General features: G+C 65.1%; 11 protein-coding genes and 5 pseudogenes. 4 read left to right on the forward strand and 12 right to left on the reverse strand.

The features are described from left to right. Positions 1–105 precede the first annotated feature (105 nt). Positions 106–2,595: a TonB-dependent receptor gene (locus OR16_RS00215; RefSeq protein WP_006155936.1), complete on the forward strand. Its 2,490-nt coding sequence runs from the start codon at positions 106–108 to the stop codon at positions 2,593–2,595. Between the two features lie 46 nt (positions 2,596–2,641). On the opposite strand, the gene OR16_RS00220 is transcribed toward OR16_RS00215, so the two are convergent. The 6 genes and pseudogenes from OR16_RS00220 to phaC all read right to left on the reverse strand — a co-directional run bounded on the left by OR16_RS00220 (position 2,642) and on the right by phaC (position 9,097). Next, positions 2,642–3,622, reverse strand: a complete 981-nt coding sequence (locus OR16_RS00220) for a tRNA dihydrouridine synthase (protein ID WP_043417858.1) — start codon at positions 3,620–3,622, stop codon at positions 2,642–2,644. 253 nt (positions 3,623–3,875) lie between these two features. Further along, a complete protein-coding gene (locus tag OR16_RS47130) occupies positions 3,876–4,007 on the reverse strand; it encodes a hypothetical protein (protein WP_272942808.1) in 132 nt (43 codons plus the stop codon). Between the two features lie 169 nt (positions 4,008–4,176). Next, positions 4,177–4,728, reverse strand: a complete 552-nt coding sequence (gene phaR / locus OR16_RS00225) for a polyhydroxyalkanoate synthesis repressor PhaR (protein WP_006155938.1) — start codon at positions 4,726–4,728, stop codon at positions 4,177–4,179. A gap of 396 nt (positions 4,729–5,124) precedes the next feature. Further along, positions 5,125–5,865 (reverse strand): 3-ketoacyl-ACP reductase, encoded by a 741-nt coding sequence (locus OR16_RS00230; protein WP_006155939.1) that lies wholly within the window; start codon positions 5,863–5,865, stop codon positions 5,125–5,127. Between the two features lie 127 nt (positions 5,866–5,992). Beyond that, on the reverse strand, positions 5,993–7,174 hold the full coding sequence (locus OR16_RS00235) for an acetyl-CoA C-acetyltransferase (RefSeq protein ID WP_006155940.1): 1,182 nt from the start codon (positions 7,172–7,174) through the stop codon (positions 5,993–5,995). A 118-nt stretch (positions 7,175–7,292) separates the two neighbouring features. Then, positions 7,293–9,097 (reverse strand): annotated as a pseudogene (gene phaC / locus OR16_RS00240) (class I poly(R)-hydroxyalkanoic acid synthase). A gap of 382 nt (positions 9,098–9,479) precedes the next feature. Between phaC and OR16_RS47990 the strand changes: the two are divergent. Continuing rightward, positions 9,480–9,671 (forward strand): annotated as a pseudogene (locus tag OR16_RS47990) (hypothetical protein); the annotation flags it as partial. A gap of 81 nt (positions 9,672–9,752) precedes the next feature. Here the strand turns inward: OR16_RS47990 and pgeF are convergent. Together pgeF and OR16_RS00250 are read right to left on the reverse strand one after the other, a co-directional pair. Then, positions 9,753–10,544 (reverse strand): peptidoglycan editing factor PgeF, encoded by a 792-nt coding sequence (pgeF, locus tag OR16_RS00245; RefSeq protein WP_006155941.1) that lies wholly within the window; start codon positions 10,542–10,544, stop codon positions 9,753–9,755. Then, positions 10,534–11,784 (reverse strand): RluA family pseudouridine synthase, encoded by a 1,251-nt coding sequence (locus tag OR16_RS00250; RefSeq protein ID WP_423739618.1) that lies wholly within the window; start codon positions 11,782–11,784, stop codon positions 10,534–10,536. Before OR16_RS00250 ends, pgeF begins: the two co-directional genes overlap by 11 nt. Here OR16_RS00250 and OR16_RS40640 point away from each other — a divergent pair. Continuing rightward, positions 11,768–12,565 (forward strand): annotated as a pseudogene (locus tag OR16_RS40640) (outer membrane protein assembly factor BamD); the annotation flags it as partial. The gene OR16_RS00250 and the pseudogene OR16_RS40640 sit on opposite strands and share 17 nt — an antisense overlap. Here OR16_RS40640 and OR16_RS00255 read toward each other — a convergent pair. The 3 genes from OR16_RS00255 to OR16_RS00265 all read right to left on the reverse strand — a co-directional run bounded on the left by OR16_RS00255 (position 12,562) and on the right by OR16_RS00265 (position 15,969). Continuing rightward, positions 12,562–14,661, reverse strand: coding sequence for an ATP-dependent DNA helicase (locus tag OR16_RS00255; RefSeq protein ID WP_006155944.1), 2,100 nt, complete (start codon positions 14,659–14,661; stop codon positions 12,562–12,564). The pseudogene OR16_RS40640 and the gene OR16_RS00255 overlap by 4 nt on opposite strands. A gap of 146 nt (positions 14,662–14,807) precedes the next feature. Continuing rightward, the gene (locus OR16_RS00260; protein WP_006155945.1) at positions 14,808–15,011 is read right to left on the reverse strand and encodes a DUF465 domain-containing protein; all 204 of its coding nucleotides are present in this window, start codon (positions 15,009–15,011) and stop codon (positions 14,808–14,810) included. Between the two features lie 145 nt (positions 15,012–15,156). Further along, positions 15,157–15,969, reverse strand: coding sequence for a hypothetical protein (locus tag OR16_RS00265; protein WP_006155946.1), 813 nt, complete (start codon positions 15,967–15,969; stop codon positions 15,157–15,159). Between the two features lie 201 nt (positions 15,970–16,170). Between OR16_RS00265 and OR16_RS00270 the strand changes: the two are divergent. Continuing rightward, positions 16,171–18,248: pseudogene (locus tag OR16_RS00270) on the forward strand (Tex family protein). Positions 18,249–18,516: 268 nt separating this feature from the next. On the opposite strand, the pseudogene OR16_RS00275 reads toward OR16_RS00270, so the two are convergent. Next, a pseudogene (locus OR16_RS00275) lies at positions 18,517–20,363 on the reverse strand (potassium transporter Kup). Between the last annotated feature and the right edge of the window lie 244 nt (positions 20,364–20,607).

Here is a 20,607-nt window from a genome sequence, read left to right on the forward strand (position 1 = left end):
GTCCCTAGCCCTAAGCCAAAAACGTAATGATTCGTATTCGCCATAGCTTTCTCACTCGCAAGACGTGCTGAAAACCAACCCAATCTCAACGGAGAAGAGCTTGTAATGACCAAACGTCACCATCGCATCACGCGACCTGCACAGCAGGCGGTGCGCCCCCATCCCGCCTTTGCCCTGAACCGCGCCGCCGCCACCGCCGTGCCGACGATGCTGCTGCTGGGGCTGACCGTGGGCGCCCTGGCCTTGGCCGCCCCGCCGGCACTCGCACAAAGCACCGGCCAGGCGGTGGATGCCCGGAGCCGCTTCAACGTGCCGACCGGCCCGCTGGGCGAGGCGCTCAATGCCTATGCCGCTGCGGCCGGTGTCGAACTGACCGTGGATGCGAGCCTGCTCCAAGGCAAGAATAGCCAGGGGCTGTCCGGCAGCTACAGCGTGCGCGAGGGCTTCACCGAACTGCTACGCGGGCACGGTCTGCAGGCAGTGCGCGAGGCCAACGGCTGCTACACGCTAAGCCGGACGGCCCAACAGACGCAAAGTCAAGCAGCTGAAAGTGGGGTTACGTTACCGGCGGTGACGGTACAGGCGAGCTCAGCGATCGACGCCTACGCCGGCGGGCAGGTGGCGTCCGGCAGCCGCGTGGGGCTGCTGGGCGACAAGGATTTCATGGAAACGCCGTTTTCCACCATCGGCTATACGGACAAGTTCATCGAAGACCGGCAGGCCAAGGACATCACCGAGGTGATCGCCGCCACCGATCCCACCGTGTTCAGCAACGGCGTCACCGGCGCCTGGAGCGAGAACTACTCCATCCGCGGCTTCGCCTCCAACACCAGCGATATCGCCATCGGCGGCCTGTTCGGCATGGCGCCGTACTACCGCACCACCCCCGAAATGTTCGAGCGTATCGAAGTATTGAAAGGCCCATCGGCCCTGCTCAACGGCATGCCTCCGGGTGGCTCGGTGGGCGGCACCGTCAATCTGGTGCCCAAGCGCGCGGGCGATGAGCCGCTGACGCGACTGACGGCGACCTACATGTCCAATGCGCAGTTCGGCGGACACGTGGACCTTGGGCGGCGCTTTGGTGAGAACAAGCAGTTCGGCATTCGCTTCAACGGGGTCTATCGGGATGGAGAGGGAGCGGTCAACCTGCAGGAAAAGAAAACCCAGTTCGCATCCCTCGGGCTGGACTGGCGGGGCGAGCGCGCTCGCGTCTCTGCCGACCTCTACAGCAGCGATGACCGCGTGGACGGCGTGACCCGAGGCATCAATCTGGCCCCCGGCGTGGCAGTGCCCAAGCCACCCAGGCCCGAAACCCTGCTGAACCCGGATTGGTCCTTCGTCAACACCAGGGACAAGGGTGCGATCGTCCGCGGCGAATTCGACGTGAGCGAACAACTGACGGCCTATGCAGCCTTCGGCACCAGCAGGACCAACTACAAGTACAACGGTACGATGTCGGCCCAGGTGCTCAACGCGGCGGGAGATGTTCGGCACAGCATGGGCCAACTGGCCTTCGATATTGAAAAGACATCGGGGGAAGCTGGATTGAAGGGCAAGTTCCAAACCGGCAGCGTCAAGCATCAATGGGCTTTGAACGTCACGCACTACTCGGACACTGAAAGGGACTATGGCCGCAGATCGGTCCCGGGCGCGGACTGGACCACCAACATCTACAACCCGGTCTGGGGCCCAGCCGCCGCAACGCGTTGGCCGCCGACCCTCCACACGGAAACGCGCCTGACCAGCTACGGCGTAGCGGATACCCTGTCTTTTGCACAGGACAGGGTGCAACTGACGCTGGGCGTGCGTCACCAGGAAGTGCTCACCGATACCTTCAGCCTCACGACCGGGGCGCGCAGTGCCCGCTATGACGCAAGCGCCATGACGCCTGCGGCCGCGCTGCTGGTCAAGGCCACGAACCATATTTCCGTGTACGGCAATTATATTGAAGGGTTGAGCAAGGGCCAGACCGCGCCGGCAACTGCCGCCAATGCGGGAGAGCTGTTTCCGCCGTCCAAGACCAAGCAGAAGGAAATCGGCCTCAAGCTCGATCTCGGCGAATTCGCCCACACGGTCAGCTTGTATGAAATCGAGCGGCCAAGCAGCTACACCGACATTTCCACCAACGTCTTTTCCTTTGGCGGAGAGCAGCGCAACCGGGGGGTCGAGTGGGGCTTCTTCGGCTCGCCGCTGCCCGGCGTGCGCTTGATGGGTGGCATCGCCTATGTGGACCCCAAGCTCACCAAGACTGCCGGGGGTATCAACCAGGGCAAGCAGGCAACCGGTGTACCGAAGCTGCAAGGCAAGCTGGGCGTGGAGTGGGACACCTCCGCCGTGCCAGGCTTGACGCTGACCGCCAATGCGACCGCCGTATCCAAGCAATACATCAGTGCCGACAACTCGCTGTCGGTGCCGGGCCACACGGTGTATGACCTGGGCACACGCTATGCCACCAAGGTCTCCAGCCATCCGCTGACCGTGCGGGCCAGCGTCACCAACGTAACAAACAAGGCCTATTGGGGAATGCCGCTGTTGTCCAGTTTGGCCCTGGGCGCCCCGCGCACCTTCATTCTCTCGGCCACGATGGACTTCTGAACGATGCGCGCGCATACGCCTCTGATGGTCGCGTCTGCTCGTGCGCCTAATGTAACGAGGGTGATGTCGCCAGCATGCCCTCCAGGGCGCTCTCGATCACCGCCTGAACCTCCCGCGCCCCTTGCAGGCGCCGGATGGCTGCATGCAGCTCGGCAGCCTGCGGCCAGGTCCGTTTCAGGTAGCTGAGCCACAGCTTGACGCGTCCGTGCTCGTGAGCGCAATCGTCATTGGCCTGCAGCTTCTTCAGGTAGCCAGCGATATGGCGGAGCACCAACGGCCATTCCTCGGCAGAGGGCGTCCTGTCCATCAGCCCGCGTATCCGCAAGGCCAGGAATGGATCCGACACGGCACCCCGCCCGATCATCACGTCGGCGCAGCCGCTGACCGCCCGGCAGTGCTCCCAGTCGGCCACCGTCCAGACTTCGCCGTTGGCAGTGACCGGCACGTCCACCGCCGCATCGATACGCGCGATCCATTCCCAGTGGGCCGGCGGCCGGTAGCCATGATCCCGGGTCCTGGCATGCACGACCAGGGACGCCGCGCCCCCTTCGGCCAGGGCCGTGGCGCAGTCGATCGCCAGCGCCGTATCGGACACACCAAGCCGCATCTTTGCGGTCACGGCAATGCTGGCAGGCACCGCGGCGCGAACGGACGCAACGATCCGGTTCAGCAGTTCGGGATCCGCCAGCAGCATGGCCCCGCCGCCGTGCCGGTTGACGACTTTGGCCGGGCAGCCGAAATTCAGGTCCACGCCATGCGGCGATAGCCGGGCTGCCTGGGCGGCATTCACCGCCAACCATTCAGGATCGCTCCCCAGCAACTGGATCACCATCGGCGTGCCGCTGGGGGTATGGCCTCCGTCGAGGATCTCGGGGGTGTCTCTCTCGTAGACGCGCTCGGGCAGCAGGGAGCCCGTCACCCTGACGAACTCGGACACGCACCCGTCGTACGCGCCCGTGGCGGTCAGCACGTCGCGCAACACGTAGTCGGCAAGCCCCTCCATGGGAGCAAGGAACAGCCGGCTCATGCGGAAGCGGGCGCGGCTGGCGAGCACTTTTCCTGGCGACAGGCGGGAAAGAACCCGAAACCGACCGCCGGGACGGGCATAGCCTCGGCGGGAGGCGCGTGGCCTGTGTCTTGGATTGCGGAGGGCATTGGGATTCGCGCTGTACTAGGCGAGTCCGCTGTATGAATCGCCACATTTGAGAGGGGTGGACAGCGTGATGATGCTGCGCGCTACCCGGATGCGGGGATTTTAACCGATCGACGGGCGAGGCAGGTCAGCCGATCAAGACGTCGGCCGGGATCTTCAATTCTTGGGTGCCGGGAGCCGGATCGATATTCACGAGTGCCGACACGTCGGCCAGCCAATCAAGTGGCACGAAGCCCGCTTTGAGCAAAGCGGGCCACATGGAATTCCGATGGTGGAATACGCGGTGTCGGGGGGGCTAGTGACTGTACGCCCGTGGGGGGGGCGCCCGACGCCTGGGCTCATCCTGGACAGGCCCGGGCAACCAAACAGCTGCGCTGTCGCCCTGCCATGCGGTATCGCGCCGCCATGCCACGGCGGCGCGCGCCAGCTTACTTCTTGTCCGGCTGGTTGAACGGGAACGTGCCAAACATGTTCTTGGCCTGGCTCTGCATCTGCTCCTGCATCTGCACGAACAGGTTCTTGCTCTGCTCGATGTAGTTGCTCATCATCCCCTGCATCATCGGCCCCTGCATGTTCATGAACTGGGACCACATATCGGGGCTGAAGGGCTCGCCGGAGTACAGGCCCTTGGAGTTCTCGGCCAGCTTGCTCTGGATGTCGATGAAGGCCTGGATGTTCTTTTCCAGGTAGGTGCCCATCATCCCCTGCATCGCGTGGCCGTAGTAGCGGATGATCTGCGACAGCATGGAGCTGGAGAACATCGGCACGCCGCCCGTCTCTTCTTCGAGAATGATCTGCAGCAAGATGCTGCGCGTGAGCTCATCGCCAGACTTGGCGTCGATCACCTTGAAGTCTTCGGTATCCATCACGAGCTGCTTGACGTCGGCTAGCGTGATGTAGGTGCTGGTCTGCGTGTCGTAGAGCCGGCGGTTTGGATACTTCTTGATCAGTCGCTCTGCGCCTTTCTTGGTGGTAGCCATCGTGCTCTATCCTTTTATCGTCGCTGTTGCATGCTGCTGCACCGCACGCTGTGCGGTGCGCAATTAGGGACCGCCAGCGGGGGATACAACGTGTCGACCTGCAACGCATGATCTATTTTGGTGCGGGCTAGCCGCTGCCCTGATTCTATGCCCAACAAGGCACTATTGAAAGCCGGACCCGTTAAGGAAAACCCGCACGGGGTAAAGGATTGCGGGTGTTTTGGGGCCCGCCATCCCGCGCCGCGCCCGCACTCTGGTGCGGTGCGGTGTGTGCGATGCAATATTGCTGCGGGGAAAGAGGCTTGCCGAAAGCCCGCAGAATGAAAAAAGGTCCTCCGCAGAGGACCTTCCCAAGACAAAAAGCCATCCAGGAAAACCGGGATGGCTCGCCGTCCGTTACCCCATGTGCAAGCCGCCGTTCAGCGAGAAATCCGCGCCCGTCGAGAAACCCGACTCTTCGGATGCCAGCCACGCGCAGATCGAGGCAATCTCTTCCGGTGCGCCCAGGCGCTTGACCGGAATCGTGCCGACGATCTTGTCCAGGACGTCCTGGCGGATCGACTTGACCATATCGGTGGCGATATAGCCCGGCGACACCGTATTCACGGTTACGCCCTTGGTCGCGACTTCCTGCGCCAGCGCCATGGTGAAGCCGTGCAGGCCAGCCTTGGCGGTGGAGTAGTTGGTCTGGCCGAACTGGCCCTTCTGGCCGTTGACCGACGAGATGTTGACGATGCGGCCAAAGCCACGATCCGCCATGCCATCGATCACCTGCTTGGTCACGTTGAACAGCGAGGTCAGGTTGGTGTCGATCACGGCATCCCAGTCGGCGCGCGTCATCTTGCGGAACACCACGTCGCGCGTGATACCGGCGTTGTTGATCAGGATGTCGACCTCGCCCACTTCGGCCTTGACCTTGTCGAACGCGGTCTTGGTCGAATCCCAGTCGGCAACATTGCCTTCCGAGGCGACGAAATCGAAGCCCAGGGCCTTCTGCTGCTCGAGCCATTTTTCACGGCGCGGCGAGTTCGGGCCGCAACCGGCCACGACCTTGTAGCCATCCTTGGCCAGACGCTGGCAGATGGCTGTTCCGATGCCACCCATGCCGCCTGTTACGTATGCAATGCGCTGAGTCATATCTACTCCTTGATGGCTAGTTTTTATTGACGCCGGCGGCGAGAAGCCCTCCCCCCGCCAGCACACCCCTCAGACCAGCTTGCACGCTTATCCGTTGCGGCAAGTCAGGCAAATCATCACTTGCTCGTCACTTGCGTTCCACCGCCAGCGCCACGCCCATGCCGCCGCCGATGCACAGCGATGCCAAGCCCTTGCGGGCGTCGCGGCGCTTCATTTCGTGCAGCAGCGTGACCAGCACGCGGCAGCCCGACGCACCGATCGGGTGGCCGATGGCAATGGCGCCGCCATTGACGTTGACCTTGGACGTATCCCAGCCCATCTGCTTGTGCACGGCCAGGGCCTGGGCGGCGAAGGCTTCGTTGATTTCCATCAGGTCAAGCTCTTCCACGCTCCAGCCGGCGCGCGACAGGCAGCGCTTGGACGCGGGCACCGGGCCCATGCCCATCACCTTGGGATCGACACCGGCGGTGCCGTAGGCGCGGATCGTGGCCAGCGGGGTCAGGCCGAGTTCCTTGGCCTTGGCTGCCGACATGACCACTACCGCGGCGGCGCCGTCGTTCAGGCCCGAGGCGTTGGCGGCGGTCACGGTACCCGCCTTGTCAAAGGCGGGCTTGAGACCAGCCAGCGCGTCTTGCGTGACACCGTGGCGCACGAATTCGTCGGTAGCGAACATGACCGGATCGCCCTTGCGCTGGGGAATCGGCACCGGCACGATTTCCTCGTCGAACCTGCCGGCCTTCTGGGCGGCTTCCGCCTTGTTCTGCGAACCGGCGGCGAATTCGTCCTGCGCTTCGCGCGTGATGCCGTATTCCTTGGCAACGTTCTCGGCGGTGACACCCATGTGGTACTGGTTGTAGACGTCCCACAGGCCGTCGACGATCATGCTGTCGATCAGCTTGGCGTCGCCCATGCGGAAGCCGTCACGCGAGCCCGGCAGCACATGCGGTGCGGCGCTCATGTTTTCCTGGCCACCGGCGACCACGATCTCCGCATCGCCTGCGGCAATGGCGTTGGCGGCCAGCATCACGGCCTTCAGGCCGGAGCCGCAGACCTTGTTGATGGTCATCGCCGGCACCATCACGGGCAGGCCGGCCTTCAGCGCGGCCTGGCGTGCCGGGTTCTGGCCGGAGCCGGCCGCCAGCACCTGGCCCATGATCACTTCGCTGACCTGCTCGGGCTTGACACCGGCACGCTCAAGCGCAGCCTTGATGACGATGGCGCCAAGCTCGGGCGCGGGGATCTTGGCGAGCGAGCCGCCGAACTTGCCCACCGCGGTACGGGCAGCGGATACGATGACAATGTCAGTCATTGGGAGGTCCTCTCGAGTTGGATGCAGATAAGGGGTGAAAGAGGCCGGCCCCGCAGGGCGCCGGCCCGTACAAATCCTATGCCTATGCCTATGCCTATGCCTATGCCTATGCCTATGCCTATGCCTTCGCCTTGACGTAGCGGCCCGGTGCCGGCTCGATGGCGTGGTAGTCCTTGTTGCCGTACTCGGCGGGGGCCGCCTTGCGCGCGCCGGCTTGCTTGGCCAGCCAGGCCGCCCAGTCCGGCCACCAGCTGCCGGCATGCTCGGTGGCGCCGTCGAGCCATTCCTGCGCCGAAGCGGGGAGCTTGTCGTTGGTCCAGTGGCTGCGCTTCTTCTTGGCCGGCGGGTTGATCACGCCGGCGATATGGCCCGACGCGCCCAGCACGAAACGCAGCTTGTTCTCGAGCAACGCGGTCGAGGCGTAGGCCGACATCCACGGCACGATGTGGTCTTCACGCGAGCCGTAGACGTAGGTCGGCACGTCGATGCTGCCCAGGTCCACCGGCGCGTTGCACACGGTCAGCCTGCCCGGCACCTTGAGCTTACCTTGAGCTCGTTCTGCAGGTAAGTATGGCGCAGGTACCAGCAATACCAGGGGCCCGGCAGGTTGGTGGCGTCGCCGTTCCAGAACAGCAGGTCGAACGGAACCGGCGTATTGCCCTTGAGGTAGTTGTCGACGACGTAGTTCCAGACCAGGTCGTTGGGACGCAGGAAGGAGAACGTGTTGGCCAGCTCCACACCGCGCAGCAGCGCGCAGGGCGTGCCCGCCGCGCCGCCCAGGGTGTTTTCGCGCAGCTTGACGTGGGCTTCATCGACGAATACATCCAGCACGCCGGTATCGGCGAAATCGAGCAGCGTGGTCAGCAGCGTCAGGCTGGCCGCGGGGCGCTCGCCGCGCTTGGCCAGCACCGCCAGCGCGGTGGAGACGATGGTGCCGCCCACGCAGAAGCCCAGTACGTTGATCTGGTCCTGGCCGCTGATCTCGCGCGTGACTTCGATGGCGCGGATGGCGGCGTGCTCGATGTAGTCATCCCAGCTGAGCTCGGCCATGGAGGCGTCCGGATTGCGCCAGGAAACCATGTAGACGGTATGGCCCTGCTCCACCATGTAGCTCACCAGCGAGGTCTGCGGCTGCAGGTCGAGGATGTAGTACTTGTTGATGCAAGGCGGCACCAGCAGCAGCGGGCGCGCAAACACCTTGTCGGTGACGGGCTTGTACTGCAGCAACTGGAAGTAGGCGTTTTCGTAGACCACCGCGCCTTCGGTCACGGCCACGTTGCGGCCCACTTCGAAGGCGGATTCGTCGGTCTGCGAGATCTTGCCGCGGCCAAGGTCGTCGAGCATGTTGCGCACGCCGGCCCGCAGCGATTCGCCGCCGGAGTCGATCAGCTTTTTCTGCGCCTCCGGATTGGTGGCGAGGAAATTGGCCGGCGACATGGCGTCGACCCATTGCGAGATCGCGAAGCGGATGCGCTGGCGGGTCTTGGCGTCGGCCTCGACCGCGCCGGCCAGCTCATTCATGGCGCGCGCATTGATCAGGTAGAAAGCGGCAGCGTAGTGGAACGCTGCGCTGCTGCGCCAGGCATCGCCGGAAAAGCGGCGATCGGCAAGGGCCGTGGCGGGATTGGCGCCGCCTTCGGCCATGCTTCGCCAGAGCGCGGTGAAGTCCTTCATGTAGCGTTGCTGGATGTCGGCCAGTTGATCGGGCGCGATCTTCACGCCCGCCATGGCGGAACCCTGCAATGCCTCGAAACCGGGGATAACGGGCATGCCAGGCATGCCCTGCTGGGTCGTCGCACCGTTAGCCTGTGCCTGACGGGACCATTCCAGCCATGTCGCTGGATCAAATGGCCCCGAAGCAAATGAAAACGGTTGGGACTTGTCTTCCTTGGTGGAAGCTGCCGCACCTTTGCCGGTTGCCATGATGTTTCGTCTCTCTGCCGTCACTTATTTGAAAGCTGGCTGGGCGGCGCACCACCACTGCGGGGCTCTCCCCCGCCGCCAGCCTCGGAACCGGCCCGCGCTGACACCCTCGGCTGGTGACGTCATGCGGTATGCTTGCCGGACACGCCGCGCCGCGGACCGGATCAGATCGGGTCATCGCGGCGGAGCCTGCGAATGCCTGCCAGAGCACAGCCTTGCAGTGCATTCGAAGCCATTGTTGCCTTGCAATGTTATGCCTGTCAATGCGGAAAAATGCGCGGACCGGCGCCAACGGCAAAATGCGTTCAGCGCGAACCTGCGACCCTCCCTGTGGCGCCACTCCGGCCACGGGGCTAGCTTGCCCGAGAAGGATGACTTTCTGATGTACATCGTTGCAATCGGTTGGCTGTATGTGGTCCTGATGATGGCCATTACCGAGCATACCGTGGTCGCGGGACTGGCCACTTTCGTCTTTTACGGCCTGTTCCCGGTGGCGATCCTGGTGTACATCATGGGCACCCCTGGGCGCCTGCGCAGGCGCAAGGCAGAGGAAGCCGGCAGGCGAAGCGCGCGCAAGCGTCTTCCGGCCCCGTGGAACCTGCGGAATCCGCAGGATCGGAACAGCCGCCTGCCGGGAATTGACGCGGAGAAAGGTTCAGGCGTCCAGCCAGGCCAGGCTGGCCATGCGCCCCGTGACGCCGTCGCGCCGGTAGGAGTAGAAGCGCTGCGCATCGCTGACGGTGCAGGTGTCGCCGCCGTACACCGCGGTGCAGCCGGCGCGGGCCAGGCGGATGCGGGCCAGCGCGTAGATATCGGCGAAGTACTTGCCGTTTGCGCCGGCGCGAAAGGCAAGATCCACCTGCGCCGTCTCGTCAGGCCGGGCTTGTGCGAGGAAGGCCTGCCTGACTTCGGCGCCAACCTCGAAGGCGTCCGGGCCGATGGCAGGCCCGAGCCAGGCCAGCCATTGCGCCTGCGCGCCGGCCTGCTGGCCCATGCGGGCCAAGGTCGCCTCGATCACGCCGCCACACAGCCCCCGCCAACCCGCGTGCGCGGCGCCAACCACCGTGCCAGCACGATCGCAGAGCAGCACGGGCAGGCAATCTGCCGTCATCACGGCGCAGACCCGGCCGGCGCTCGTGGCGATGCTGGCGTCCGCCTGCGGGACCACGCCATTGGCGGCAAACTGGTCTTCGGTGGCAATCGCGCAGCCATGCACCTGCTCCAGCCAACCGGGCACGGCCGGCAGCCGCGCCGCCAGCCGTGCCCGGTTGGCAGCGACCGCGGCGGCATCGTCGCCCACATGGGTACCGAGGTTAAGCCCGCCCGGGCTGCCATCAGCGAGGCCATACGGGCCCTCGCTGACGCCGCCCTGGCGGGTGGTGGACAATGCGCGCACCCGCGCCGGAGCCGGCCAGTCGGGGACCAGCCATGGCGCCTCAGTCGTCATCGCCGTATTCCCATGCCCCGTCCTCGCCCTCCGTCCAGCCGTCGTCTTCGTCTTCGTCACCGGCACGGTCGAAATCGAGCGCTTCGATCAGCGCCTGCAGGTCGTCGGGCGGCTGCGCCTCCCACGATACGGTCTTGCCGGTAGCGGGGTGCACCAGCCCAAGCCGGAAAGCGTGGAGCGCCTGGCGCGGCAGCGGCACCGGCAGCGGGGCCTTGATTGCCGGACGCTGGCCGCGCTGGGTGGCCGCGCGGTGATAGACGGGGTCGCCCACCATCGGATGGCCGATCGATTCGAAGTGGACGCGAATCTGGTGGGTACGGCCTGTTTCGAGCTGGCACATCACCATGGAGACATGGCCGCGCCCGAGCGGCACCGTGCCAAGGGTACGGAAATGGGTGCGCGAGGGCTTGCCGCTGTTGGTGAGCACGATCGCCATGCGGATCCGCTCGCGCGGGTCGCGGCCGATCGGCGCATCGATGGTGCCGGACTCGGGCGTCTCGCCCCACACCAGCGCCAGGTAGCTGCGCTTGACGGTACGTGCCTGCAGCTGGCGCACCAGGTCGGTCTGGGCGGTCAGCGTGCGGGCCACCACCATCAGCCCGGAGGTCTCCTTGTCGAGCCGGTGGACAATGCCTGCGCGCGGCAGGCTCGCTGCCTCCGGATAGCGGTGCAGCAGGCCGTTCAGCACGGTGCCGCCCCAGTTACCGGCGGCAGGATGCACTACCAGCCCGGCGGGCTTGTCGATGACCAGTAGCGTGGCGTCCTCGTACACGACGTTGAGCGGTACGTCTTCGGCCACGAAGGCGCGCGATTCGGCCGCCGCCTGCGGACGGACCACGACGCGCTCGCCCATCTGCACGGAGGACTTGGAGCGGCGCGTCTCGCCGTCGACCAGCACCGCGCCGTTCTCGATCCATTGCTGCAGGCGGCTTCGCGAGAAGCCGCTCAGGTGGCGCGCCAACAACTTATCGAGGCGCTCGCCGTGTGATGCACCATCAACTTCAATCTCTACCGGCTGCATTTCCAATTCGATTGGAGACGCCTCCGCTCCTGCCTCCAGGCCGCCTAGCGCGGCCACATCGGTCAGGTCTTCCAGGTCCTCCACCTCGTTCAAGATGTCGGTTGAATCGGCAGCTTGCTGCTCGATGCCCTTGGCGGCGGTTTCCGGCAAGGGGCTTGGGCTATAATGCTTGACGCTATTTTTCATCCGGGATACGTTGCCCATGCAATTGATGAGCATGAAGCGCGCCAGCTGGCGCGCAAGAATTGGAGCGATTCTGCTCGCAGGCGGCTGCGTCATGCTATCGGCGTGCGGCCTGCTGTCGGATCAACCAGACGAAACTGCCGGCTGGTCGGCTAACAAATTATATTCGGAAGCCAAGGACGCACTAGATTCCGGCGACTTTACCCGAGCTGTGAAGCTGTACGAGAAGCTGGAGGGACGTTATCCCTTCGGCCGTTTCGCCCAGCAGGCACAGATCGATACCGCCTACGCCAACTACAAGGACGGCGAAACCGCCGCCGCGCTTGCCTCGGTCGACCGCTTCATCCAGTTGCATCCGAATCACCCGAATGTGGATTATGCCTATTACCTGAAGGGCCTGATCAACTTCAATGACAATTTGGGCTGGCTTGGCCGTTTTTCCGGCCAGGACCTGAGCGAGCGTGACCCCAAGGCCGCGCGCGCTGCTTATGACGCCTTCAACACGCTGGTCACGCGCTTCCCGGACAGCAAGTACACGACGGATGCTGCCGCGCGCATGCAATACATCGTGAACTCGCTGGCCCAGCACGAGGTCCATGCGGCACGCTACTACTACCGCCGTGGCGCCTACCTGGCCGCTGCAAACCGGGCTCAGCAGGCGCTCAAGGACTATGACGGTGCGCCGGCCAACGAGGAAGCGCTGTACATCATGATCCGCTCGTACGATTCGCTGGGCATGAAGGACTTGCGCGACGATACCGCCCGTGTGATGGAAAAGAACTTCCCCAACAGCGATTACATCAAATACGGAGGTCAATCCAGCACGGCTTCCCCTCCGGGCTGGTCGCCCGCGGGCGTGCCTTCGCCATTACGCAGCGATTCCAGGAAGCGCACCACCGTCTCGGCCTCGCGCGTACGCTTGAAGGGCGGCAGGCTCTGCCAGATCTGGCGGCCGTAGGGCTTCTCCACCAGCCTGGTATCGCAGATCACCAGCACGCCACGGTCGGATTCCGAGCGGATCAGCCGCCCCGCGCCCTGCTTGAGCGTGATCACGGCATGCGGCAGCTGATGCACGGCGAACGGGCTGAGACCCTTCTTTTGCAGCACTTCCATACGCGCCGCCAGCACCGGGTCATCGGGCGGGGCGAACGGCAGCTTGTCGATGATGACCAATGAAAGTGCCTCGCCACGCACGTCGACGCCTTCCCAGAAGCTCTGGCTGCCCACCAGCACCGCATTGCCGAGTTCGCGGAAACGATCGAGCAATTCGGTACGGCTGGCCTGGCCCTGCACCAGCAAGGGCAGCTCGAGGCCACGCTCAGCGAAGGCCTCGTACAGCAGGTCGGACGCGCGTTGTACCGCCCGCAGCGTGGTGCAGAGCAGGAAAGCGCGGCCGCCGGCCGCCTCGATCAGCGGCAGCGCGGTCTGCACCACGGCATCGGTGAACTGCGGCGACTGCGGTGCCGGCAGGTCACGCGGCACGTAGAGCAGGCCCTGGGTGGCGTAATCGAATGGGCTGGGCAACGTCAGCGACTTGTCCTTGTCCAGGCCAAGCTGGGCAGCATAGTGCGTGAAATTACCCTTCACGGACAGTGTGGCCGAGGTGAAGATCCAGGCCCGCGGATGGCCTTCCCGCTGGCGCGTGAAGATCGGCGCGATCGACAAGGGCGTGCGGTGCAACTGCACCGTCTGGGAGAACACCTCGACCCAGCGCACGGTTTCCGGCCCGAATGCAGCGCTGGCCGGGGCTTTTTCATCGCCCTGTCCGGCGGCGGGCGGCGATGGCCCCTTGGATTCGTTGCGCCAGGCGGCCAGGCGCTGGTCAAGCTCCACCGCGCGGCGATGGCATTGCTCGAGCGACTCGGCGCGCTCGGCCTGGCTTTCCAGCAGGGTTACGAACTCCGCGAGCGCGGTCTCGAGCGCATCCAGCGTCTCGAAGAACGGCTTGCCGATGCGGGGATCCGCCTCGATCTGGCTCACCGCCAGGCGGGAATTGTCCCGGGTGAAGGCCAGGCGCAGGTCCCGCGCGGCGCGCTCCAGGGGTGCCGCGATCCGCACCCAGTCCGCGGCGTCCCGCGCGTGCGAGAGGCCCTCGGCCACGGTGTCCCGCGCGAGTTCCAGCAGCTGGCTGGTCGAAAGGCTCTCGCCAAAGAACAGCGTGGCCGTATCGGGAAGCTGGTGCGCTTCGTCGAAGATCACCGTATTGGCAGCCGGCAGCAATTCGGCCATGCCGGTGTCACGCAGCACCACGTCGGCGAAGAACAGGTGATGGTTGACCACCACGATGTCCGCCTGCTGCGCCTCCTTGCGCGCTCGCATCACAAAGCACTCTTTGTAGTTCGGGCACTCGGTGCCAAGGCAGTTGTCGCGGGTCGAGGTGACCAGTTGCCAGACCGGCGCGTTTTCCGGCACCGAGGCCAGCTCGCCCTTGTCGCCCGACGACGTGACCTTGGCAAAGCGGGCGATCTCACGCAGCCACGCGGCGTCCTGGCGCGAAGCCAGGCGGCCCTGGATCTCGGCCCGCTCAAGGTGGTAGTGGCAGAGATAGTTCGCCCGCCCCTTGAGCAGCGCCACCGATACCGGCACGCTGAGCGCTTTGCGCACCGTGGGGATATCGCGCAGGAAGAGTTGGTCCTGCAGGTTCTTGGTGCCGGTGGAGAGGATCACCTTGCCGCCCCACAGCATCGCGGGCACGAGATAGGCGAAGGTCTTGCCGGTGCCGGTGCCGGCTTCGACGATGACCGTGTCGGCGCGCTCGATCGCCCCGGCCACGGCTGCGGCCATTTGTTCCTGCGCCGCGCGCGGGCGATAGCCCTCGATGCCCGTGGCCAGGGTACCGGTCTCGGCAAAGATGGTGGCCAGTTGGGCGGCATGCGAAGCCGCCGTGCCGGACGGCCCGGCGGCGCTGGTCACCGGCGTCTCGGGCGAGTCAGGCGTGTTAGGCGTAGCGGACCGATCCGACGGATCGGACGTTACGGCGGCGGCGGGCAGGTCTTCGGAGTCAGGCAAGGCGAGGCTTTTTGGCGAGCCGCTTCTAGAGCGGCCCGGGACAAGGGAGATCAGGCGGGCACGTCCGGCTCGAGCTGAACCTGGAGCAAGGTAATGGCATCCTTGAGCTTGAGACGGCGCTTTTTCAGTCGGCGCAGTTGCAGTTCGTCGTGCGTGGCGTCAGCCGCCATGCGGTCGATCAGGTAATCGAGATCGCGATGTTCGATCTGCAACTCCATGATCTGTCGCGATAAGGTATTCAGGTTGCGGTCCATCGGCTCTCCCGCTCAAAGCCGGCGCTGGGCGCCGGCGCGCCGGTACGGCATTTGACGTGGGCGCGGCCAGGTGCATCGCGCCGACGTCTGGCACCGGCCATTGTCGCCGGTATTGCCCCCGGCTGTGGGCGCGGCGCGTAGCCGCTCAGAAACCGAAGGGACGCGGCGCGGACGCCTGCCCCTGCTGCTCCTTGGCCTTGGCACGACGCGCGTCGACGTCTTTCTGCCGTTGCTCGGCGTCGCGCTGCTTCTGGTCGTAGGCCTTTACATTTTCCTGCCGCTGCTTGGCTTGCTGCGCGCCCTGCTCCTGCGCCGCCTTGACGCGGGCGTCGAAGTCGGCCTGCTTCTTGTCATAGGCCTGGGCATTGGCGGCGCGCTGCGGCGCGCCGGCCTCGTGCTGCGCATCGCGCAGCTTCTGCTCCTGCTGCTTGCGCTCGTAGCTTTCGCGGCTGGCACGCTCGTTGGCGTCGCGGCCGGGCTGCTCCGCTTCGTACTGGGCGCGCTGGATCGCCTGTTGCCGGTCACGTTCGGCCGCCTTGAATGCGCGCTCCGCATCACCGACCTCAAGCTCGCGCTTGCGCAGCACCTGCAACTCGGCGCGCTGCGCGTCCTTGGCCTTGTCGATGCAATGCGTGACAAAGAACTTGTTGTAGCAATCGTGCTCGGCCGTGCCATAACGATAGGTGGTCCAGGCACGCGAGTCGCTGATGGCCTTGCGTTCCGCGGCAAAATCCCGGGGCGGCGTTTGCGCCGCGCCTGCCGCTGCCGGAGACTGCGCGGCACCGGGCGTCCCCTGCGCGTGGCCGAGCGTTGGCAGGAGCAGCGCCGCCAGGCCCGTGGCAAGCACGGCGAGCCGCACCTGCGCGGGCAGGAAGCGGCCCGCGCGAAGCACAGGCTGGGTGGCAACGCGGTCGGGGAACGCGGCCGCAAGGGCGGTCGAATGTGGCTTGACGATCATGCCTCGATTCTAACATCCGCCCTGCTTGTTGCCGCGCTTGTTGCCATCGTTGTTGCCATGCAAGCAGGCCGGCATCCCGACGCCGCCCCAACCGCCGTGCGGGCACCCCGCATCACGCAAGCGGCGCCCCGCCCCAAGCACCCCGCCGCGCGGCGGCAAGCTTGTGGCAAAATGCCCCGCTTTCGACCGACTGTTTTCCTGATGTCCACTCTGCCAGCTTCCGTCATGCAAAAGATCGTGTCGCTCATCGCGGCCGAACTGTCCGTCCAACCCCGCCAAGTGGCGGCGGCCGTAGAACTGCTCGACGAAGGCGCGACCGTGCCGTTCATTGCGCGTTACCGTAAGGAAGTGACCGGCAACCTGGACGACACGCATCTGCGTAACCTGGAAGAACGCCTGCTCTATCTGCGCGAGATGGAAGAGCGCCGCGCCACCATCCTCGCCTCGATCGAGGAACAGGGCAAGCTGACGCCCGAACTGCGCGCAGCCGTCGAAGGCGCGGAAACCAAGCAGGTCCTGGAAGACCTCTACCTGCCCTACAAGCCCAAACGCCGCACCCGCGCCCAGCTCGCGCGCGAATGCGGGCTGGAGCCGCTGGCGCTCGCGCTGCTCGCCGACCCCTCGCTGGACCCGCAGGCCGAGGCCGCCAAGTACGTCAACGGCAACCCCACCGCCGACGGTGGCGTGCCGGACGTCAAGGCCGCGCTGGACGGCGCCCGCGATATCCTGTCGGAGCAGTTTGGCGAAACCGCCGAGTTGCTGGGCAAGGTGCGCGAGCACCTGTGGAACAACGGCCTGGTCACCTCCTCGGTGATGGAAGGCAAGGAAGGCGCGGAAGAAGAGAAATTCCGCGACTACTACGAATACAGCGAGACCATCCGCACCATTCCGTCCCACCGCGCGCTGGCGCTGTTCCGTGGCCGCAATGCGGGTGTGCTGATGGTCAAGCTCGGCCTGGGCGAAGAGCAGGACGCGATGGTGCCGCACCCGTGCGAAGGCATGATTGCGCGCCATGTCGGCATCCAGAACCAGAACCGCCCGGCCGACAAGTGGCTGGCCGATGTCTGCCGCTGGTGCTGGCGCGTCAAGGTGCAGCCGCACCTGGAAACCGAGCTGCTGACCCAGCTGCGCGAAACCGCCGAGGGCGAAGCCATCAAGGTGTTCGGCCGCAACCTGCATGAGCTGCTGTTGGCCGCGCCGGCCGGCCCGAAGTCCGTGATGGGCATCGACCCGGGCATCCGCACGGGCTGCAAGGTGGCCGTGGTCGACGCCACCGGCAAGCTGATCGACACCGCCACCATCTACCCGCACGAGCCGCGCCGCGACTGGAACGGCTCGCTCGCCACGCTGGCGCGCATGGCCAAGCAGCACAACGTCATGCTGGTATCGATCGGCAACGGCACCGCCAGCCGCGAAACCGACAAGCTGGTGCTGGACCTGATGAAGGCGTTGCCCGAAGCCAAGCTGACCAAGATCGTGGTCAGCGAAGCCGGCGCCTCGGTCTACTCGGCATCGGAGCTGGCCGCCAAGGAATTCCCGGACCTCGACGTGTCGATCCGCGGTGCGGTCTCGATCGCGCGGCGCCTGCAGGATCCGCTGGCAGAACTCGTCAAGATCGATCCCAAGTCGATCGGCGTGGGCCAGTACCAGCATGATGTGAACCAGCGCGAGCTGGCCCGCGCACTCGACGCCGTGGTGGAGGATTGCGTGAATGCCGTGGGCGTGGACGTAAACACCGCCTCGGCCCCGCTGCTGGCCCGTGTGTCCGGCCTGAACACGGTGCTGGCGCGCAATATCGTCGAGTACCGCGATGCCAACGGCGCCTTCCCCAACCGCGCCGCGCTGAAGAAGGTGCCGCGCCTGGGCGACAAGACGTTCGAGCAGGCCGCTGGCTTCCTGCGCGTCAACGACGGCGACAATCCGCTGGACCGCTCCTCGGTCCACCCGGAAGCCTACCCGGTGGTCAAGCGGATCCTCGACCAGATCAAGAAGGGCCTGCCAAGTTCATCAAGGACGCGCACGAGGCGGTCAAGGCTGGCCAGATCGTCAAGGTCAAGGTGATGGAGGTCGACGTCAAGCGCAACCGCATTGGCCTGACCATGCGCCTGGACGACGAGCCCGGCCAAGGGCCGGTCCGCGCGGGCCAGACGGATCGCGGCAACGCGCCGCGCCAGGGCCAGGGCCAGCGCCCCGGCCAGGGCAAGGGGTTCGGCGGCGGCCAGCGCCGCGAGGAGCCGTCCGGCGCCATGGCGGCGGCCTTCGCCAAGCTCAAGCGCTGAGCATCGCGCGCCTGACAAAAGCCCCTGCGCATGGCACAGGGGCTTTTTTTTTACGTGCTGCGGGCGCCGAACGCTGCTGCACCGGCTCGCTCTTCTTCAGTCCGCTGCACAGCGACGCCATGCGCGCGACCGTGGTGGGCAGCAAACACCAATCCAAAAAATGATGCCCGCGGGCTGCAAGATCCTGAAAGCCAAGAAATTTGCAGCCCGCGGGCATCAAATCGCATCAAGCCGGCCTTGAACTACGGCGCGCAAACCCGCACTGCCGTCAGATCTCCACCTTGGTCCCCAACTCAACCACGCGGTTGGCCGGAATCTGGAAGAAGTCCGAGGGCTTGGCGCCGTTCTGATGCATCCAGGCAAACAGGCTTTCGCGCCACATCGACATACCCGGCAATTTCGACGGAATCACCGATTCACGGGCGATGAAGAACGAGGTCTCCATCAACTCGAACTGCATGTTGAGCTTGCGCTGGGCCAGATCCAGCACCCGCTGCACATCCGGCGTTTCCTTGAAGCCATACTCCGACTTGAGGATGAACACGCCGCCGCCAAGATCCTTGCAGGTCAGGCGATGGTCATCGTCCACGTAGGGCACGTCGCGCGTCACGAAGCTCAGGAACACCACGCGCTCGTGCAGCACGCGGTTGTGCTTGAGGTTGTGCAGCAGCGAAACCGGGACCGACTCGGTGTTGCCGGTCAGGAAAACGGCCGTGCCTTCGACCCGATGCGGCGGGTGCGCCAGCAAGCCGCCGATGAAGGGCTCGAGCGGGATGCCATCTTCCAGGCTGCGCGCGCGCAGCAGCTTGCGCCCGCTGTGCCAGGTCATCAGCAGGAAGAAGGCGGTGCCGCCCATCAGCAGCGGGAACCAGCCGCCCTCGGCGATCTTGAGCAGGTTGGCCGAGAAAAACGCCAGGTCGACCAGCAGGAACGTCAGGCCGATCAGGGTCACCAGGACCGGGTTCCACTTCCACACATTGCGCATGACCACGGCAGCCAGGAACGTGGTGATCACCATGGTGGTGGTCACAGCGATACCGTAGGCGGCGGCCAGGTTGTCGGACTTCTCGGCAGGTAGATCTGGCCGATTTCAGCGTCCGAGGTATAGCGAATGCGCATGCGCGGCACGAAGCCCAGCTGGATCGCCTGGCTGGTCAGCGAGAACGCGCCCGAGATGACAGCCTGCGAGGCGATCACCGTGGCAAAGGTGGCCAGCACCACCATCGGCAGCAGCAAGGGTTGCGGCACCATCAGGTAAAACGGATTGCTGATGGCTTCCGGATTCTGCAGCAGCATCGCGCCCTGGCCAAAATAGTTCAGCATCAGGCACGGCATGACCACCGCGAACCAGCCCATGCGAATCGGCCGGATGCCAAAGTGGCCCATGTCCGCGTACAGCGCTTCCGCGCCGGTCAGCACCAGGAACACCGAGCCGAGCACCACGAAGGCCTGCAACGAATGCTGCATCAGGAAGGTGACCGCGTAATACGGGTTGACCGCCATCAGGATCGAGGGCGCATGCAGCATGTGGTACGCGCCCAGGGCACCGAGCGCCGCGAACCACACCATCATGATGGGCCCGAACAGCTTGCCCACCGCGGCGGTGCCGCTGCGCTGGATCATGAACAGGGCCACGAGGATCACCAGCGTGATCGGTATGACGAAGTGCGAAAGCCCGGGCGCGGCGATCTCCAGGCCCTCCACCGCCGACAGGACCGAGATCGCCGGGGTGATCACCGCGTCGCCATAGAACATGCAGGCGCCGAAGATGCCGAACATCATCAGCAGCTTCGCCATGCGCGAGCGCGGCGCCGCGGTACGCAGCGCCAGCGCCATGAGGGCCAGGATGCCGCCCTCGCCGTCGTTGTCGGCGCGCATGACGAACATCACGTACTTGAGCGACACAACGATGATCATCGCCCAGAACAGCATCGAGATGATGCCCATGACGGCGGCGTCGCTAAAGGGGATGCCATGCTCGGTACTGAAGCACTCCTTGAGCGCGTACAACGGGCTGGTACCGATATCGCCGAAGACGACGCCGATCGCCCCGATCACCAGCGCACGCTTGCTGGGACTTTCGACGAAATAATGACTGGATGCGGGCTGGGTCATGGATAAAGGTAAGGTTGAAAGGCTCGCGCACCGCTCTGGGCGCACGGCTTGTGCGCCCGAGACGGCGCAACGGCACCGCGCCGCTATTGCATTGCACAAACGCGCGCCATTCTAGATGAAGTGCCGGGTGACGACCACTAGGGCGCATCCTCCCTTGAGGAACCTGCCAGCTGCTGGTGACGTGTCAAGCATGCGAGGGAAGTCCCGCCTGGTCAAGCGCTTGCGCGGGGTGGACCACCAAATT

It is taken from the genome of Cupriavidus basilensis OR16 (assembly GCF_000243095.1).
GTDB lineage: Bacteria > Pseudomonadota > Gammaproteobacteria > Burkholderiales > Burkholderiaceae > Cupriavidus > Cupriavidus basilensis_D.

What these genes read in the sequence shown, in the direction of transcription:
- OR16_RS00215 (WP_006155936.1), top strand. Translation starts at nt 106, where the DNA reads ATGACCAAACGTCACCATCGCATCACGCGACCTGCACAGCAGGCGGTG.
- OR16_RS00220 (WP_043417858.1), bottom strand. Translation starts at nt 3,622, where the DNA reads ATGAGCCGGCTGTTCCTTGCTCCCATGGAGGGGCTTGCCGACTACGTG.
- OR16_RS47130 (WP_272942808.1), bottom strand. Translation starts at nt 4,007, where the DNA reads ATGTGGCCCGCTTTGCTCAAAGCGGGCTTCGTGCCACTTGATTGGCTG.
- phaR (WP_006155938.1), bottom strand. Translation starts at nt 4,728, where the DNA reads ATGGCTACCACCAAGAAAGGCGCAGAGCGACTGATCAAGAAGTATCCA.
- OR16_RS00230 (WP_006155939.1), bottom strand. Translation starts at nt 5,865, where the DNA reads ATGACTCAGCGCATTGCATACGTAACAGGCGGCATGGGTGGCATCGGA.
- OR16_RS00235 (WP_006155940.1), bottom strand. Translation starts at nt 7,174, where the DNA reads ATGACTGACATTGTCATCGTATCCGCTGCCCGTACCGCGGTGGGCAAG.
- pgeF (WP_006155941.1), bottom strand. Translation starts at nt 10,544, where the DNA reads ATGACGACTGAGGCGCCATGGCTGGTCCCCGACTGGCCGGCTCCGGCG.
- OR16_RS00250 (WP_423739618.1), bottom strand. Translation starts at nt 11,784, where the DNA reads ATGCTCATCAATTGCATGGGCAACGTATCCCGGATGAAAAATAGCGTC.
- OR16_RS00260 (WP_006155945.1), bottom strand. Translation starts at nt 15,011, where the DNA reads ATGGACCGCAACCTGAATACCTTATCGCGACAGATCATGGAGTTGCAG.
- OR16_RS00265 (WP_006155946.1), bottom strand. Translation starts at nt 15,969, where the DNA reads ATGATCGTCAAGCCACATTCGACCGCCCTTGCGGCCGCGTTCCCCGAC.